This window comes from Geothrix sp., assembly GCF_020622065.1.
Classification (GTDB): domain Bacteria; phylum Acidobacteriota; class Holophagae; order Holophagales; family Holophagaceae; genus Geothrix.
The window spans coordinates 1189939-1205729 of the sequence record NZ_JAHRYQ010000001.1; the positions used below are offsets into that span (position 1 = coordinate 1189939).

Annotated in this window: 13 protein-coding genes; 7 read left to right on the forward strand and 6 right to left on the reverse strand. The window is 68.7% G+C overall.

Annotated features, from left to right (window positions below):
* Positions 1-14 precede the first annotated feature (14 nt).
* Positions 15-698 (forward strand): hypothetical protein, encoded by a 684-nt coding sequence (locus QZ647_RS05570; protein ID WP_291271211.1) that lies wholly within the window; start codon positions 15-17, stop codon positions 696-698.
* Between the two features lie 3 nt (positions 699-701).
* Here QZ647_RS05570 and ftcD read toward each other — a convergent pair whose 3' ends face one another.
* Together ftcD and QZ647_RS05580 are read right to left on the reverse strand one after the other, a co-directional pair.
* Positions 702-2549: a glutamate formimidoyltransferase gene (gene ftcD, locus QZ647_RS05575; protein WP_291271212.1), complete on the reverse strand. Its 1848-nt coding sequence runs from the start codon at positions 2547-2549 to the stop codon at positions 702-704.
* Positions 2550-2683: 134 nt separating this feature from the next.
* A complete protein-coding gene (locus tag QZ647_RS05580; protein WP_291271213.1) occupies positions 2684-3610 on the reverse strand; it encodes a 5'-nucleotidase in 927 nt (308 codons plus the stop codon).
* Here QZ647_RS05580 and QZ647_RS05585 point away from each other — a divergent pair.
* Both QZ647_RS05585 and QZ647_RS05590 read left to right on the forward strand, forming a co-directional pair.
* Positions 3609-4667 carry an aminotransferase class V-fold PLP-dependent enzyme gene (locus QZ647_RS05585; protein WP_291271214.1) on the forward strand — a complete coding sequence of 353 codons (1059 nt, stop codon included), beginning with the start codon at positions 3609-3611 and terminating at the stop codon, positions 4665-4667. The two genes, QZ647_RS05580 and QZ647_RS05585, sit on opposite strands and share 2 nt — an antisense overlap.
* Positions 4668-4699: 32 nt before the next feature.
* The gene (locus QZ647_RS05590; RefSeq protein ID WP_291271215.1) at positions 4700-6385 is read left to right on the forward strand and encodes an aspartate:alanine exchanger family transporter; all 1686 of its coding nucleotides are present in this window, start codon (positions 4700-4702) and stop codon (positions 6383-6385) included.
* A gap of 1 nt (position 6386) precedes the next feature.
* Here the strand turns inward: QZ647_RS05590 and QZ647_RS05595 are convergent, their stop codons facing one another.
* A complete protein-coding gene (locus tag QZ647_RS05595; protein WP_291271216.1) occupies positions 6387-7532 on the reverse strand; it encodes a nucleotide pyrophosphatase/phosphodiesterase family protein in 1146 nt (381 codons plus the stop codon).
* A gap of 30 nt (positions 7533-7562) precedes the next feature.
* Between QZ647_RS05595 and QZ647_RS05600 the strand changes: the two genes are divergently transcribed.
* Positions 7563-8753 carry a class I SAM-dependent rRNA methyltransferase gene (locus QZ647_RS05600; RefSeq protein ID WP_291271217.1) on the forward strand — a complete coding sequence of 397 codons (1191 nt, stop codon included), beginning with the start codon at positions 7563-7565 and terminating at the stop codon, positions 8751-8753.
* Between the two features lie 465 nt (positions 8754-9218).
* Here QZ647_RS05600 and ttcA read toward each other — a convergent pair whose 3' ends face one another.
* Positions 9219-10070 carry a tRNA 2-thiocytidine(32) synthetase TtcA gene (gene ttcA, locus QZ647_RS05605; RefSeq protein WP_291271218.1) on the reverse strand — a complete coding sequence of 284 codons (852 nt, stop codon included), beginning with the start codon at positions 10068-10070 and terminating at the stop codon, positions 9219-9221.
* Between the two features lie 128 nt (positions 10071-10198).
* Between ttcA and QZ647_RS05610 the strand changes: the two genes are divergently transcribed.
* Positions 10199-11848, forward strand: coding sequence for a hypothetical protein (locus QZ647_RS05610; protein ID WP_291271219.1), 1650 nt, complete (start codon positions 10199-10201; stop codon positions 11846-11848).
* An 18-nt stretch (positions 11849-11866) separates the two neighbouring features.
* Here QZ647_RS05610 and QZ647_RS05615 read toward each other — a convergent pair whose 3' ends face one another.
* A complete protein-coding gene (locus tag QZ647_RS05615) occupies positions 11867-12373 on the reverse strand; it encodes an Rrf2 family transcriptional regulator (protein WP_291271220.1) in 507 nt (168 codons plus the stop codon).
* Between the two features lie 84 nt (positions 12374-12457).
* Here QZ647_RS05615 and QZ647_RS05620 point away from each other — a divergent pair, with 84 nt between their 5' ends.
* Together QZ647_RS05620 and QZ647_RS05625 are read left to right on the forward strand one after the other, a co-directional pair.
* On the forward strand, positions 12458-13033 hold the full coding sequence (locus QZ647_RS05620; protein WP_291271221.1) for a thioredoxin family protein: 576 nt from the start codon (positions 12458-12460) through the stop codon (positions 13031-13033).
* Between the two features lie 49 nt (positions 13034-13082).
* Positions 13083-14648, forward strand: coding sequence for an ABC transporter substrate-binding protein (locus QZ647_RS05625; RefSeq protein ID WP_291271222.1), 1566 nt, complete (start codon positions 13083-13085; stop codon positions 14646-14648).
* Between the two features lie 6 nt (positions 14649-14654).
* Here the strand turns inward: QZ647_RS05625 and QZ647_RS05630 are convergent, their stop codons facing one another.
* A complete protein-coding gene (locus QZ647_RS05630; RefSeq protein ID WP_291271223.1) occupies positions 14655-15701 on the reverse strand; it encodes a WYL domain-containing protein in 1047 nt (348 codons plus the stop codon).
* Between the last annotated feature and the right edge of the window lie 90 nt (positions 15702-15791).

A 15791-nucleotide genomic window follows, 5' to 3' on the forward strand; every position in this document is an offset into this window, starting at 1 on the left:
TTTGGAGAGGTTCCATGCCCCTGCCCGGATCTGCTCCCCCGCGGCCGCCTTCGCTGCCCTACCGGAAGCCCCAGGAGGGTCGGGACTACTGGATCGTGGATGGGATCCTGCCGGATGCGGAGGCCGTGGCCGGGCGCTTCCGGGCTCTGGAGGAGTGGGAGCTGGGCTTTCCCCACGCGCCTGAGACCTGGCCCGGCATGCGGTCCCGGAACGCCCTGCGCCCCGAGGAACTGGCGCCGCTGGAGGCCAGGGTGCGGGAGTTGACTGGATCGAGGCGCCTTTGGTCCGAGGTCGCCCCGGACGGTGCCTACCTCAACCACAATGTCGTGCAAGTGGTGGGCGCGAAGGAATCCGGCCCGCGACCGCATACGGATTCGCGGAAGCTGTGCCGCTACGCGGCTGTGATCTATCTCACGCCCCGGGCGCCTTCGGCCGCGGGCACCACCTTCTATCGCCTGCGCTACCCCAACGGCACCCTCAGCGGAAACCTCTGCCCGCCGCCCCACGCCAACCTGCGAGAGGCGCTGGGGGTCACGGGCCTGCCGCTGCAGGCCTGGCACCCCGATGTCGCCGTGCCCAATGTCTTCAACCGGCTGCTGCTCTACCGGGCGGACCTGGTGCACTCGGCCACGGGCTACTTCGGCCACGACCTCGCGACCAAGCGCATGACGGCGCTGTTTTTCTGGATGGCCGAGTAGCCGCTATTTCTTGGCCTTGTTCAGGCGGTCCAGGAGCTTCTGGTCCACGAACGCCGTGATCTCCCCCAGTTTTGCCGTGGACTTCTCCAGCAGGTCCGCGCACTGGGCCTGCATGTCGGTCACATACCCCGGATCCGTGATGTCCTTGAGGTTGATGACCACATTCCAGATGCCACCGCGGACGCCTGCATGGGCCATCTGGGCCCCCACGGCCGCGTCTGTGATGGAGGCCACTTTGCCCAGGCGGGCGGCCTCGCCGGCCAGCTCCAGGGCCGCCAAGCTGGTCTGGGCCGTGTCCAGGGGGACCTCGATGGCCACCTTGAGGCCGGCCTGCATGGCCTCGTGGCGGGCCGCCTTCTGCTCGGGCGTGGCATCCGGCAGGCGGCGGGCGTCCATGAAGGCGTTGAAGGCGTTGGTGTCGGCGTCCACAGCCACCATCAGGCGGTCCTTCAGGGCCTGCGCCCGCTCGGCCAGGGCGATGAGCTTGGCGTCCTTGTCGGCATCAGGGCCGCCCTGGGCCAGGTTGGCCACCATGCTGGCCAGCGCCGCGCCCAGGCTGCCCGCCAGGGCCGCGATGGAGCCGCCGCCGGGGGCCGGCGTGTCGCGGCTGACCTCGTCCGTGAAGGCATGGACGGGCATGGACACCAGGGCCTTCGGATCGTAGGAGGGCAGGCCCAGCACCTTCTTTTCGACCTCGAAGGGGGCGACATCGCCCAGGCCCATGGAGAACACGGCCGCCTGCAGGAGATCCGAGGTGGGCACGCCGGTGGATTTGCCCATGGCCTTCAGGTAGTGGCGGCCCGAGGCCTGCAGGCATTGGAAGGGCACCAGGCCCACGATCTCGCTGCCCGTGACCACGAGGCCCCGTTCCGCGGCCAGGCGGCGCGCCTCCTCCAGCACGGTGTGGGGCGCGGTCTGCTTGTAGTCCGTGAGGTTCACGCTGATCTGGGCGCGGCGGTAGGAGTCCACATACCAGCCGATGGCCTTGCAGTGGCTGAAGGTGCCCCGGCGGCGCACCTTCTGGCCCACGGGATTCGCCGGATCCACATCGTTCAGGCGCATGAGGGCGGGCAGGTCGTAGCCGTGGGCCGAGGCGCAGTGGTCCACGGTCTCCTGGAACGAGGCGCCCGTGAAGTCGCAGTTGCCGCAGGGGAAGCTGCCCTCGGCGTAGAAGATCAGCTCCCCGGCCTGGTAGTAGGGCTTGATGCGCCCACGCCGGGCCACGCGGCCCTTCTCACGGAGTTCGAAGGCGATGTCCGTGGCGTGGGCCTTGTCGCCGGAATTGAGCGTGACATTGTAGGCCACGAGGAATTCCCGGGCCCCGATGATGGTGGCGCCAGCGCCGGCGTGGTAGGGCGCCGCGAAGTCGGGCTCCCACGCCGGATCCTGCAGCTTCTTCTCCAGGCCCTCGTATTCGCCCCGGCGGACCTCGGCGAGGTTGCGGCGCTCGGGCCGGGAGGCGGCGGCCTCGTACAGGTAGACGGGAATGGCGAGGTCCTTGGCCACCCGGGCGCCCAGGCGGCGGGCCAGCTCGGCGCAGTCCTCCATGGTCACCCCTTCGACGGGCACGAAGGGCACCACATCCGTGGCGCCCATGCGGGGATGGGCGCCGTGGTGCTGGCGCATGTCGATGACCTTGGCGGCCTCTGCAATGCAGGCGAAGGCGCCGGCCAGCACGGCCTCGGGCTGGCCCACGAAGGTGATGACCGTGCGGTGGGTGTCCGCGCCCGGATCCACATCGAGGATCCGGACCCCCGGCACCGCGGCGATGGCATCCGTCACCTGCTTGATCTTTGCGGCATCCCGGCCTTCCGAGATGTTCGGCACGCACTCCACCAGCTTGCGGGACATGATTCCTCCGTTCGTTCAAGTCTAGCCGTGGCGGCTCCAGAGGCGGGCCGCGGGGCGGCCGGGCTCTGGGGGATGGTTGACAACTTGCTAAAGGAAAGGCGCTTCCTTCCCCGGGATGCACCGCCTTCCGGGCCCTACCGAGGCTCTGATCCCGACTCGCCCAGTTCGTTCTTCACGCCGCTCACCACATGGCCGGTCGGCCCCACGCGGGAAGCGGTGTCGCAGTAACCGGTCTGGTCGTCGAAGAAGAAGTCAGGCTCGAACTCGCGCAGGAAGTCCGCCTTCTCGAGGCCGCCCAGGAACATGGCCTCGTCCACCTGGATGTTCCAGGCCATGAGGGTGCGGATGGCACGCTCGTGCGCGGGGGCGCTGCGGGCGGTGACCAGGGCGGTCCGGATGCGCATGGGCGCGCCCGCGGCCATGTCCTGAAGGGGCTGGAGGGCCTGCAGCAGGGGCTTGAAGGGGCCCGGGGGCAGGGGGACGCCGGCCCGTTCGATCTCGTGGGCCTGAAAGGCCGCCAGGCCGCCCTGGGCGTAGACGCGCTCCGCCTCGTCGCTGAACAGCACGGCGTCGCCGTCGAAGGCGATGCGGATCTCGTCCGGGTGGCGGTCCGCGGCCAGGGCGCTATCGGGATAGACCCGGGCGGCCGCGAAGCCCGCGTTCAGGGCCGCGCGGACATCGTCCTCCTTGGCGGAGAGGAACAGGTTCGCGCCCAGGGAGGTGAGGTAGGGATAGGGGTTCCGGCCCCGGGTGAAGACGCCGCGCTCCAACTGGAGGTTCGACTCCTGGGCGCTGCGGAAGACCCGCAGGCCGCTCACAGGATCGTTGCGGGAGAGGATCACCACGGCCACGCGGCCTTCGTCATCCGTGTTGAAGGCCAGGAGCTTCTTCACCAGCGGGAAGGCCACGCCGGGCTTGGCGGGCACATCGAGCCGCGACAGCTGGAGCTCCATGTAGGCGCGGTCGTCCGATTCCTCGAACACCCGGTTCTCCTCCTCGAAATCGAACAGCGCGCGGGAGGAGATGGCGACGACGAGCTTGCCTTCCAGGGATTTGGGCATGGCCTCAGGGTACATTGAGGTCATGCCCAGGCTCTACTTCGACGCCAACGCCAGCGCGCCGCCCCACCCGGAGGCGGTGGAGGCCGTGCGGCGGGCCATGGCCGAGGACTGGGCGAACCCCACCAGCACCCACCGGGAGGGGCAGCGGGCCCGGCACCGCCTCGAGGAGGCCCGGCGGGAGATCGCGGCCTCCCTGGGCGTGGCGCCGGGGGAGCTGGTCTTCTGCGCCAGCGCCACGGAGGCCCTGCACCTGCTCATCCGGGGGCTGCAGCCCGCCCTGGGGGACCGACCCGCGGCGGTGTTCCCGGGGGAGCACAGCGCCTGCCTGAATCCCCTGCGGGACTGGTCGCGGGTGAGCTGGCTGCCGGAGTTGCCTGCGGATTGCGCCACCGTCGTACAGATGGCCGCCAACAACGAGACGGGGATCCTCTACGGGATGCCGTCCGTGCTGGATGCCGTGCGCATCAAGGACGGCTGCCAGGCCTGGGGGAAGGTGGCTGTGGATCTGTCGGACTGCGACGCGGCGGTGTTCAGCGGCCACAAGATGGGCGGCCCCCGCGGCGCGGCCCTGCTGTGGATGCGGCCAGGCCTGCCTTGGGAGGCCCTGATGGAGGGCCCCCAGGAGCGCCGCCGCAGGGGGGGCACGGAGGATCTGCCCGCCATCCTGGGATTGGCGGCCGCCGCGCGGCACTTGACGGAGCGTCAAAGGGCGAACGCAGAGCTGCAGTCGCTGCGGGATGCCTTCGAGACGGAAATCACATCCTGGAACCGGGACATCGAGGTCATCGGCGGGGGCTCTCCACGCCTGCCAAATACAACCTGCGCCTTGTTCCGGGGCTGGAACGGGGAGGCCCTGCAGGCCACCCTGGACCTGGCGGGATTCGCCGTCAGCACCGGGAGCGCGTGCCACAGCGGGGCGGTGAAGCCCAGTCATGCAATCACGACCTTGGGGTATAGTTTGGACGACGCGCGATCGGTGCTTCGTTTTTCGATGCTCCCGGATGCGCAGCCCGTCGAGGTGGAAGCCCTGGTGGCGGCCATCAAGCGGTTGACATGAGCCCCTAGAAAGCCAGCAGGCGTGGAGCGGACATGATCGAGCAGGTTCTCTTCTTCTTCGCACACAACCCGCTGTTGATGCTGTTCGCGGTGGTGGCGCTGGGCTACCCCATCAGCAAGATCCGCATCGCCGGGGCCTCCTTCGGCATCGCCAGCATCCTCTTCGCGGGGATCGCCCTGGGCGCGCTGGTGATGGCGCCAGGCCTGGATGCCGGGCTGAAGAAGGACATCTCCAAGGAGATGAAGCTGGTCTACGAACTGGGTCTGGCGGTGTTCGTCTACGCCATGGGCCTCTCCATCTCCCACAGCTTCTGGGCCGCCTTCAGCCGCGAAGGCATGAAGAAGAACGCGGTGGTCTTCCTGGTGATGCTGGCCTCCACGGGCTTCGTGGTGCTGCTCGCCCGTCTGCTGGGCTTCAACGCCCGCTACGCCGCGGGCCTGCTCACGGGCAGCTTCACCAACATGCCGGCTCTGGCGGGCGTCATCGAGCGCGTGAAGACCATGGCGGGCGTGGGACCCGTGGAACTCGCCCAGCCCACTGTGGCCTCCGCCATCGCCTACCCCATCGGCGTGCTGGTGCCCATGCTGATCATCCTCATCAGTTCAAAGGTGTTCCGCGTAAATCTGCAGGAGGAGGCCGATGGCCTCAAGGACTACCAGACCGGGCATCAGAAGCTGGAGGTCTGGACGCTGCGGGTGACGAAGCCCGAGGCCGAATCCCTGACCAAGCGCGAGATTCGCGCGGCGGGCCGCTTCCATGTGGTCTTCGGCCGGGTGCTGCGCAAAGCGGAGTTGCTGCTGCCGGGGCCCGAATTCCGGCTGAAGCTGGATGACCTGGTGACGGTCGTGGGATCGCCGGATGACCTCGTCCAGGTGGAGGCCCTCATCGGCGAGCGCAGCCATGTGGAGCTGGACCGCGACCAGAGCGCCCTCGACGCCACGCGGGTGTTCGTGTCGCGCTGGGATGTGGTGGGCGTCCCCCTCGGGAAGCTCGACCTCGTGAACAAGCACCAGGCCATCATCACCCGCGTCCGCCGGGGCGACCTCTGGTTCGTGCCGGATGGCGACACGGTGCTGGAACTGGGTGACCGCGTGCGGGTGACCACGCGCCGGGACAACATCGAGGCCATCGAGGAGTTCTTTGGCGACAGCTACCGGGCCCTCAGCGAGGTGAGTTTCCTCACCTTCGCCATGGGGCTGGCCGCCGGTCTCGCCCTGGGCCAGCTGCCCATCCCCCTGGGCCACGGCATCGTCTTCAAGCTGGGATTCGCGGGCGGCCCCCTGGCCGTGGCGCTGATCCTCGGCCGGTTCCATCGCATCGGGCCCCTGGTCTGGAATTTCCCCTACAGTGCCAACCACACCATCCGGCAGTTCGGCCTGGTGCTGTTCGCCGCGGGCATCGGCGTGATCTCCGGCGAGGGCTTCCGGGCCATCATGTCGAAGGACGCCTCGGTGCTCCCCCTCTTCCTGGGAGCGGCCTTCCTGGTCTGCCTCGTGGCGGATTCCCTGACGATGCTGCTGGGCTACAAGGTGTTCCGCATCCCGCTCAATATCATGTTCGGCATCGTGGCGGGCACCCACACCCAGCCGGTGGTGCTGGGCTACGCGAACCATCACACGGGCAACGACCTGCCCAATGTGGGTTTTGCGACGGTCTATCCCCTGGCCACGATCCTCAAGATCGTCCTGGCCCAGGTGCTGCTGGCGCTGATTCCCTGATTCACTTCACCAGGCTGGGCACGGCCTTCCCGTCCGGCCGTCGGGCCCAGCGGATATCCAACCAGGAGGCCACGGTGGGCGCGAGGTCCCAGAGCGGCACCGGACCGAGGGAGCCGCGGCCGGCGCCGAGCACGATGAGCCAGGTGTGCATGGCCGGGGTCTCGGAGGTATAGGCGTGGGCGCCGTGGCGGCCATGGCGCTCATCCTGCTCCTCGCGGCTGGACCGGGCCTTGGAGAGCCACTGTCCCTCCTTGGCCAGCACCACCAGGTCACCCACCCGGGGGTTTCCCGACAGGTGGTACCGGGTGGGCACGCGGTCCCGGGTCCAGGCCTGGAGCCCGGCCCGGCGCAGGCGGGCCAAGGCCCGGGGCGCATCCTTGGGATTCTGCAGGTAGATGTAGGCGCTGCCCCCATGGGTGATGAGCTCGCTGCCGATGCCGTCCAGCAGCGTGGGCAGGTGGATCCGGCGGCGCATGGGCGCCATGCCGTGGTCCGCGGCGACGATCACGCGCAGGCCAGGATGTTCGACCTGCATGCGACGGAGCCAGGGCGCCAGCTCTTCATCCATGCGCTTCAGCTTGGCCTCGGCCTCGGCACTGTGGGGGCCCTGGAGGTGGCCCTCCTCGTCGGTGCCGGAAAGGTAGGTCATGACGAGCCCGGCGCCGTCCTTGAGGGCGGCTTCGCTGAAGGCGAGGGCCTCCGAATCCGGCCGCCCCGCGCGGAAGGTCTCGAGGCGCCAGGGGCTGACGCCCTCCCAGGGACCCGTGGCGCCCACCCACTGGAAGACGGCTGTGCGCACGCCGCTGCGGGTGGCGGCCACCCAGAGCGGCTCCCGCTGGACATCCTCGGTGCGGGAAGCCGTGGGGACCAGGGCCTTCGTGGCCGGGTCCAGGTAGCCGTTGGCGACAACGCCGTGATGCTCGGGCCAGCAGCCCGTGGCCAGGCTCACATGGCCGTTGAAGGTGGTGGCGGGGAAGGGCGGCAGGCCCTCCCCGCGCCGGCCCTGTTCCGACAGCGCCCAGAGTCCCGGCATGGTGCGGGCGCTGAACTGGTTGGCGCCCAGTCCATCCGCGCTGAGCATCAGCACGGGCGGCGCGGCCTGCAGGGCGGCGGAGAAGGCGACGGCAAGGACGGTGGAAACGCGCATCCCATGAGGGTATCAAGCTAACCTGGATGCATGAACCTGCCGCGTTGGCCCTACCCCCTGCTCCGACTGAAGCCCGGCAAAGAGGGGCTGATGTCCAAGCGCCACCCCTGGGTCTTCTCCGGGGCCGTGGCGCGGCCTTCGGAATTCCACCTCGTGCGGCTGGCCGATGATTCCGGGCAGGTGCTCGGCGTCGGCACGGCGAGCCCGGCGAACCCTCTGGCGGCCCGGATCTTCCGCTTCGAGGACGCGCCCCTCGACGAGGCGTTTTTCCGTGCCCGCTTCGAATCAGCCCTGGCCCTGCGCAAGGAGCTGGGCCTGTGGCATCCGGAAGGCGGCTGCCGCTGGATCTTCGGCGAAGGCGACGGCCTGCCGGGGCTGGTGGTGGATCGCTACGCCCAGGCCCTGGTGCTCCAGGTGGGTACGGCAGGGTTGGAGCTCCTGCGCGAGATCTGGTGGCCCATCCTCTTCGAGATCGGCAAGCGCGAGGGCCTGACCGCCTTCGTGGAGCGCAGCCAGTCCGGCCGCCGGGAGGAAGGGCTCGATCCCGTGAACCGCCTGCTGAAAGGCAGCCTGAGCGGCCCCATCACGGTCCAGGAAGGGGGCGCGCGTCTCACCGTGGATCTCCTGCGCGGACAGAAGACGGGTTTCTTCCTGGATCAGCGGGAGCACCGGCTCCAGCTGGGCCGGGTGGCCCAGGGGCGGCGTGTCCTCAACGCCTTCGGCTATACCGGCGGCTTCAGCATCCACGCGGGTCTGGGCGGTGCTGCGGAGGTGGCCACCCTCGACATCAGCGCGGCGGCCCTGGACCAGGCGGAGCGTGATTGGGCCGCCAATGGCCTGGATCCCGCCGCGCACCTCCGCATGGAGGGCGATGCCTTCGAGCTGATGCGGCAACTGGAACCCATGGCCTGGGACCGCGTCATCGTGGATCCTCCTGCTTTCGCCAAGCAGCGCAAGGATGTGGATAAGGCCTTCAAGGCCTACAAGGATGTCTTCCGCCTCGGCGCCCGGGCCACCGCGCCCGGTGGCATGCTCTGGTGCTTCTCCTGCAGCCAGCACCTGGACCGGATGCGGTTCCAGGAAGCCGTGTGGACGGCCCTGCTGGAGGCCGGCCGCGAGGCCCGCGTGTTGGCCCATCTGGGCCAGCCCAGCGACCATCCCTATTCGCTCAACCATCCCGAAGGGTTCTACCTCAAGGGGCTGTGGCTGAGCGTGGACTAAAGAAATGGGGCGAGGAGTTAAGCAGGACACCGATCGGTGTCCTGCTTTTTGTCGTTGTCAGGGGCCGGGTAGCCTCGGCACAAAGAGGATGGGCGAGGGCTTGCTCGGGTCCTGTTGCATGAAGGCCCGCAGCTCCCGGTGTTGCGCCTTGTCGGTGACTCGGTACTCATGCCGGATATTTGCGGCCATGCCCAGGCTCAAGAGTTTCAGTGCAGCCGAATCGTCATGACCGATGACTTCCACGGTCGCGCCTGGCTGCCTCCGCCGGGCCTGATCTAGGGCCGCCATGGCTCTCATCATCTCCAGGGGGCGCATCGGGACCGCCTGGAGCTTGAGGCGCCGGGGCAGAGGCACTGTCTTTGGACCGGGCTCGGCAGCCGATTCCGTGCTGGAAGCCAGGGGCCCAGCAGGAGAACCCGCAGGATTCGCATGGAAGGACCAGTGCAATAACCCAGGCAGAAGTTCCTAGCCCAGCCGCTCCACGGCCTCGTCCACGCCCTTGGCGTGCAGGGCGCCGAGGTTCAGGTCCAGCAGGTGGCTCAGCTTCACATTGCCCATGGCGCCGAGCATGGAGGCTTTCAGGCGGGGGATGCTCGTCTCCATGGCGGCGATGAGCTCCTTCACCTGCTTGCGGCGGCTCTCCAGGCTGGAGCAGCCGCAGAGGGGGCAGCCGCAGGGCACGATGGGGAAGCCGCGCAGCCAGGCGTAGCGCTGGAGGTCCTTCTCCTCGCAGGTGCCAAGCGGGCGGATGACGGTGTTGGCGCCGTCGTCGCTCACCAGGCGCAGGGGCATGGTGCTCAGGCGGCCCTCGAAGAACAGGTTGATGAGCAGGGTCTCGATCAGGTCGTCCAGGTGGTGGCCCAGGGCGATCTTCGAGTAGCCATGCTGCTTGGCGAAGGAGTAGAGCACGCCGCGGCGCAGCCGCGAGCAGATGATGCAGGGCAGCTCTTCGGGCTTGGCGCGCACCATCTTGTCGATGGGGGCGGGGATGATGTGGTGGGGCACCCCCAGGCGCTCACAGGTCTCGGCGATGGGATCGGGATTGAACTGGGGGAAGCCTGGATCCACGGTGACGGCCTCGACCTGGAAGGTCACAGGGGCCCGCTTGCGCAGCCGCTCCAGGACATCCAGCAGGGCCCAGGAATCCTTGCCGCCACTGACGGCCACGAGGATGCGGTCGCCCTCTTCGATGAGCTTGTAGGCGGCATTGGTCTCGCCCACGCGGCGGGCGATCTTCTTCTCGAGTTGGGGCAGGGCCTTGAGCTCGGCTTCGGTGGGCGGCAGGGCCAGGCTGGGGAGGGCGCAGGGATTGCTCATGCGGCGTGCATCCAAAAGGAAACGATAGCACCGCGGCAGCTCTGCATGATTGATTGCTAGAATGATGACATTGCCTTTTTTATCTTATTCAACTATTGTTGGCGCCGGCATGATCAAAGAGGTGATGCATGGGTTTCCCCCTTCTTCCGGCCTTCCTCGTCTGCACCCTGGCCTTGGCCGCCCTGCCGGAATCCGGGACGGCTCCCACCTCCTGGCGACCCTACGACCTGGGACGGCATCAGCGCCGCGTCGCCACCCGAGTCTCCGGGGCCCAGGCGGCCTTCGACCAGGGGCTGGTCTGGGCCTACGCCTTCAACCATGAGGCCGCCGCCCGGGCCTTCCAGGAGGCGCTGCGCCTGGATCCCGACTGCGCCATGGCCTGGTGGGGGCTGGCTCTGGTGAACGGCCCCCACATCAACAATTCCGTCATGGATGAAGCCCAGGCCAAGGCGGCCTGGGAGGCCCTCGGACAGGCCCAGAAGCGGGCCGCCGGGGCGCCACCCGTGGAGCGGGCCCTCATCGAGGCCCTCGGGGCCCGCTATGCCCTGCCCAACCCGGCGGACCGCAGCGCCCTGGACGCGGCCTACGCCCAGGCCATGGGCCGGGTAGCGACCCGCTTTCCCAAGGATGCCGATGTGGCGGCCCTCCATGCGGAAGCCCTCATGGACACCCGGCCCTGGGACCAGTGGACCCGGGAGGGCGAACCCCAGCCCGGCACCACGGAGATCCTGGGCGCCCTCCGACGGGCGCTGGCTCTGGCTCCAAACCATCCCTTGGCCCTCCATCTCACCATCCATGCCTACGAAGGCTCGCCCCATCCCGAGCGGGCCAAGGCCGCCGCCGACCGCCTGCGCCGGCTGGTGCCCGACGCGGGGCACCTGATCCACATGCCCGGCCACATCTACGCCCGGATCGGCGACTGGGGCGGGGCCGCCGAGGCCAACGAGCGGGCCATGGAGGCCGACGGCCGCTACCGGGCCCGACAGACTGAGATCGGCTTCTATGGGCTCTACATGGTGCACAACGCGGACTTCCTGGCCTACACGGCCCTCATGGAAGGCCGCAAAGAGGTGGCCCTGGCCCAGACCCAGTCCGTGGTGACAACCTTCCCGCTGGACTGGGTGGTGGCCAACGCCACCTTCGCCGAAGCTTTCACCACCCGGCATTGGGAGGCCCTGAAGCGGTTCGGCCTCTGGGACGAGCTGCTGGCGGAGCCCGCGCCGGACGCCCGGCTGCCCCTGGCCACGGCCAGCTGGCACGCCCTGCGGGGCACGGCCTTCGCCGCCACGGGACGGAACGAGGAGGCCCTGAAGGCGCAGGCGGCCTTCGAAGCGGTCCTGCCGCTCATTCCAGAGGCCCACCTCTGGGGCTCCAACAACGCCCGTCAGGTGATGCAGGTGTCCCGCGCCTTCCTGGCCGGCGAGATTGCCTTCGGCCAGGGCCGGGTGAACACGGCGATTGAGCGCCTTCAGGAGGCGGTGCGCCTGGAGGACGCCCTCAAGTACGACGAGCCCCCCGCCTGTGTCGTCCCCGCTCGCCATGCCCTGGGGGCCGTGCTCCTGTCCGCCGGTCGGGCCAAGGAAGCCGAAGCCGTCTACCGCGCGGATCTCCGGGCCTACCCCGCCAACTACTGGTCCCTCCTGGGCCTCCAGAAGGCGCTGGCTGCCCAGGGACGCAAGCCCGAGGCCGCGGCCGCGGAGAAGGACCTCCGACGCGCCCAGGCCCGGGCCCAGGTGAGAGCCGAGACCTCGTGCCTGTGCGTCAAGGAGAAAGGGTAGGACCCTTTCGCCGCCAGGTCAGATCACGCCGCAGGCCTTGCGTTCGCCCCGGCTGATCTGGCCCTGGACATCCTTGACATAGTCAGGGCAGGTGCAGTCCGGGCAGGAGTTGCTGGAGGTCTCCGAACACAGGTCGGCGAAGGTCACCTTCTCCATGAAAGCGGAGATGTGGTCGGAGAGGCGGTTCCAGAGCATGAGGCTCATGCGCTCATCGGCCATGAGCGCCTGGTTGGCGGCCCTGGGATCCTCCTTCGCCACGGCGTAGAAGCTGCTGTCCGTGAGGCGCAGAATCTCGCCCACGCTCACCTGGTTGCAGGGCCGGGTGAGGATGTAGCCGCCCTTGGGACCGCGCACGCTGGCGACGACGCCGGCTTTCTTGAGCTTGTTGAAGATCTGCTCCAGGAAGGGCAGGGAGAGCTTCTGGCGCTCGGCGATCACATGCAGGGGCACCGGCTGGCCATGGCTGTGGTGAGCCAGGTCGAACAGGGCCTGCATGCTGTACCTGCCTCGGGCCGAGATCTTCACGAAAGGTTCTCCAGCCTCCAGGCTAGTATTCTTGAGTGAATGGGTCAAGTTTATGAAATCGCTACACTGGATCCGGAGATTCCCATGAAACCTGCCCTTCTGGCTCTCGGAACCCTGGGACTGTTGGCCCAGCCGCCCGGTCCGGTCCCCGTCTCCCTGCCGGCGGCCCTCCCCGGCGGACCGCAGGTGGACGCCAAGGACCACCTCCCCCTGCTGCTGGGCGAGACGACGCCCAAGGCCATCCTGGCCCATCGCGCCATCTTCCGGGACACGCTGGCCAAAGTGCAGCTCTCGCCGGCCCTGAAGGCCCGCTGGAAGGGCGTGAGCCGGCCCCTGACCCTCGTGGCGGTCTTCGGCTCCTGGTGCGGCGACAGCCACTACCAGCTGCCGGACCTGCTGGCGCTCGAGGCGGATCCCAACCCGTTCATCGAAGTCCACTACCTGGGGGTCAACCGGGACAAGGCCATCGAGGCGACCGCGTGGCCCAAGGGCTGCGCCCCCCAGAAAGCGGTTCGGGTGCCGACCTTCTACCTGTTCTCCACCCAGCCCGGCGGCGAGCAGAAGCTGGTGGGGTCCGTGGTGGAGAATCCCCCGCGGGCCGGGCAGCGCATGGCCGAAGCCCTGGTGGAGCTGGTCGAGACGGCCGCCGCCCAGCCCTGAACCGCCAGGATTTCAGGATGGCCCCTCCCGCCGCCGATGAGGGAGAACCATGTACTGGCGCCGCCTGATCCTGCTGACCTGCCTGCTCTGCGGCCTGGGCGCCGCCGAGCCGATCCGCGTGGCCGTGGATGAATGGACCACGGTAAACCCCCTGCTCATGTCCCGCGATACGGATGGGGAGGCGGTGGATCTCCTCTTCGACCGCCTGGTGACCCTGGACGCCGACGGGAACTTCATTCCTGAGCTGCTGCAGAGCTGGACCATCCTCAAGGGTGGGCGCGAAGTCGTCCTGGAGCTGCGGCCGGGCATGACCTGGCATGACGGCACGCCCATCGAGGCGGAGGATCTGGTCTTCACCTGGCGGACCTTGAGGCTCCCCCAGGTCCGCGCCATCGCGGACACGGTCGGAGGCGTGGCCAGTCTGGACAGCCTGATGGCCGAGGGGCCGCTCCGGGTGCGGATCCGACTCTCCCGGCCGCGGGGAACCCTCCTCTCGGACCTCTACAACTTCATCCCGGTCCCCCGGCGCCACTACCAGATGGGGGCGAAGCCCATGGCCGCACCGGTGAACTTCCAGCCCGTTGGGTCGGGGCCCTACCGGGTCGTGGAGCGGGCCACCACCAAGCACCTGAAGCTCGAACGCTGGGAGGGGTACCGCGGAGCCCACCCGGGCTCGTGGCCCGCCTTCGAGTTCAGCGATCCCACCGCCGAGAAATCCACGGCCAAGGCGATCCTGGAGGGGCGGTTCCACTTTGCGGCCACCAGTGCCCTATCCCACTACCTGGTGCGGAAGGGCGCCCTGGGGGCGGGGCATCTCCAGGTCTATTCCGTGCCCCAGGCCGCCTTCGGAGCCTTTTTCCTGAACTGTGATCCGAAGCGCAGTCTGCTGGGCGAGCTGGCCCTTCGAGAGGCCCTGGCGGAACTGACCCCCTGGCAGGAGTTTGCACGGGCCCGCCAGTTCTTCCCCGCTCGTCTGGCCTCGTCGTTCTGGCCACCGGAGAACTGGGCCCATGACCCTGAACCGAGGCCGCTGCCCCAGGCCGAGCGTGCGGAATCAATCCTGGAATCAGCCGGATGGCACCTGGGGTCCGGTGGCGTCCGGCGGGATGCGAAAGGGCGCACCCTCTCCCTCGTGGCCTATGAGCAGGTCAATTCTGCGACCCGCAGCATGGCTCGACTCCTGGCGGAACGGGCCGCCAAAGTAGGCATCCGCATCGAGGTGCGGAAGCTGACTTTCCAGGCCCTGACCGAGAAGTCCGCCGAACACGAGGGCGACATCTGGTCCTACGGGTGGACCACCTCTCTGGATCCCGATGTGGACGCCCCGCTCTTCACCCGGGACGGCTACCGCACCAAGGCCAATGTCAGCGGCTATCTGAACCCGGAGGTGGATCGGCTCTTCGATGAAGGGCGGCACACGCTGGATCCAGAGGCCCGCCGGAAGATCTACCTGAAGCTCTCCGAAATCATCTGGCGGGACAAGCCGGTGATCCCCCTCAACTACAACCTGGCGAGGATCCTGGCGACCCGGCGGCTGCAGGGCGTGTCCTTCAATGTGCTGGGGCAGGCCTACGGCTTCTGGCCCGGCAAGCGGGGCTGGACGCTGGTGGACTGAGCCCGATCAGAGGCGGTCGAAGCGGATGACCTCGACCTTGCCGGCCTTCCCCTTGGGGGCAGACTCCTCGCGCTCCCGCTCGGGACGGGGCTCGCGGTGGGGCCGCGGCTCGGGCTTGGTGTCGGGCCTCGCCTCGTGCTTCACCTCGTGCGGAGGACGGGCCTCAGCGCGGCGGGGCTCAGAGGAGGGTTCCGGACGCTGAGCCGGCCTGGGGGCCGGCGCACTGGGCTGCCGTTCCCGGCCCGCCCAGACGGCGCCCACCTGCTTGATGCGATCCACCAGCCGGGCGGGTTCCAGCACCTGGATGCCGTCGCCGAACTGCATGGCCCAGCGGGCAATGGCCCGCAGGTCCGTGGCCGAGAAGGTGACCTGCGCCTGGCCGTCACCCAGCTCCTCGAGCTTGAAGTGGGGGAAGGCCGGCGGAGCCTGCTTCACGGCAAAGACCCACTGCTTGAGCAGCGTGGCCTTCACGGCGATGGCATCGCCGCCCAGCCAGCCACCGATCTGGTTGGCGGGGGTTCCCTCGGGATAGGGGCCCTGGGCCGCCCGGCCCACACCCTCCACCTCGTTCACCTCGGCCAGCAGATCCAGGCGGTGGTGGCGCTCGGCGTTGTAGCGACGGTCCCAGCCCCAGGCATACCAGGCCTGGCTGAGGGCATCGAAGGTGAGATGGCGGGGCTCGAAGGTGCGGGGGGCGTTGGCGTCTGCATCGGCGAAAATGAACTCGACGGCGCGGCCCTCCTGGATGGCGGCGAGGATGGACGCGGCCAGGGGCGGCAGGGTCGGCATGGCCGAAAGCTTTTTGGGGGTGCCCGCTGCCGGCTCCGGAAGAGGCGCTGGAATGGCGGGAGCGGCGATTTCGGCTGCAGGTTCCACGGCCTTGGCGGTCTTGGTCCTGGCGGGCGCCTTGGGGGCGGCCTTGGCCTTGGGTTCCGCGGCCTCGACTTTCTTCGGGGCGGCCTTCTTCAGCGGCGCCTTGGCCTTGGCGGCAGGTTTCTTCTCATCGGCGGGGGCGGTCACGGGCTTCTTGCGGGGGGTCTTGGTCACGGCCATAGGGTTTGCGGCTCCTGGCTCATCATCGCTCATTCCGTCGGGGGCGGTCCATGCCCATTTCGACGGCCCGGGCCGGCCCCGCTTTGGCCA

Bases quoted from the DNA above. Each gene is read 5' to 3' on its own strand.
- QZ647_RS05595 (WP_291271216.1), bottom strand. From the start codon at position 7,532: ATGCGCGTTTCCACCGTCCTTGCCGTCGCCTTCTCCGCCGCCCTGCAG.
- QZ647_RS05620 (WP_291271221.1), top strand. From the start codon at position 12,458: ATGAAACCTGCCCTTCTGGCTCTCGGAACCCTGGGACTGTTGGCCCAG.
- QZ647_RS05580 (WP_291271213.1), bottom strand. From the start codon at position 3,610: ATGCCCAAATCCCTGGAAGGCAAGCTCGTCGTCGCCATCTCCTCCCGC.
- ttcA (WP_291271218.1), bottom strand. From the start codon at position 10,070: ATGAGCAATCCCTGCGCCCTCCCCAGCCTGGCCCTGCCGCCCACCGAA.
- ftcD (WP_291271212.1), bottom strand. From the start codon at position 2,549: ATGTCCCGCAAGCTGGTGGAGTGCGTGCCGAACATCTCGGAAGGCCGG.
- QZ647_RS05610 (WP_291271219.1), top strand. From the start codon at position 10,199: ATGGGTTTCCCCCTTCTTCCGGCCTTCCTCGTCTGCACCCTGGCCTTG.
- QZ647_RS05585 (WP_291271214.1), top strand. From the start codon at position 3,609: ATGGCCTCAGGGTACATTGAGGTCATGCCCAGGCTCTACTTCGACGCC.
- QZ647_RS05600 (WP_291271217.1), top strand. From the start codon at position 7,563: ATGAACCTGCCGCGTTGGCCCTACCCCCTGCTCCGACTGAAGCCCGGC.
- QZ647_RS05590 (WP_291271215.1), top strand. From the start codon at position 4,700: ATGATCGAGCAGGTTCTCTTCTTCTTCGCACACAACCCGCTGTTGATG.
- QZ647_RS05625 (WP_291271222.1), top strand. From the start codon at position 13,083: ATGTACTGGCGCCGCCTGATCCTGCTGACCTGCCTGCTCTGCGGCCTG.
- QZ647_RS05630 (WP_291271223.1), bottom strand. From the start codon at position 15,701: ATGGCCGTGACCAAGACCCCCCGCAAGAAGCCCGTGACCGCCCCCGCC.
- QZ647_RS05570 (WP_291271211.1), top strand. From the start codon at position 15: ATGCCCCTGCCCGGATCTGCTCCCCCGCGGCCGCCTTCGCTGCCCTAC.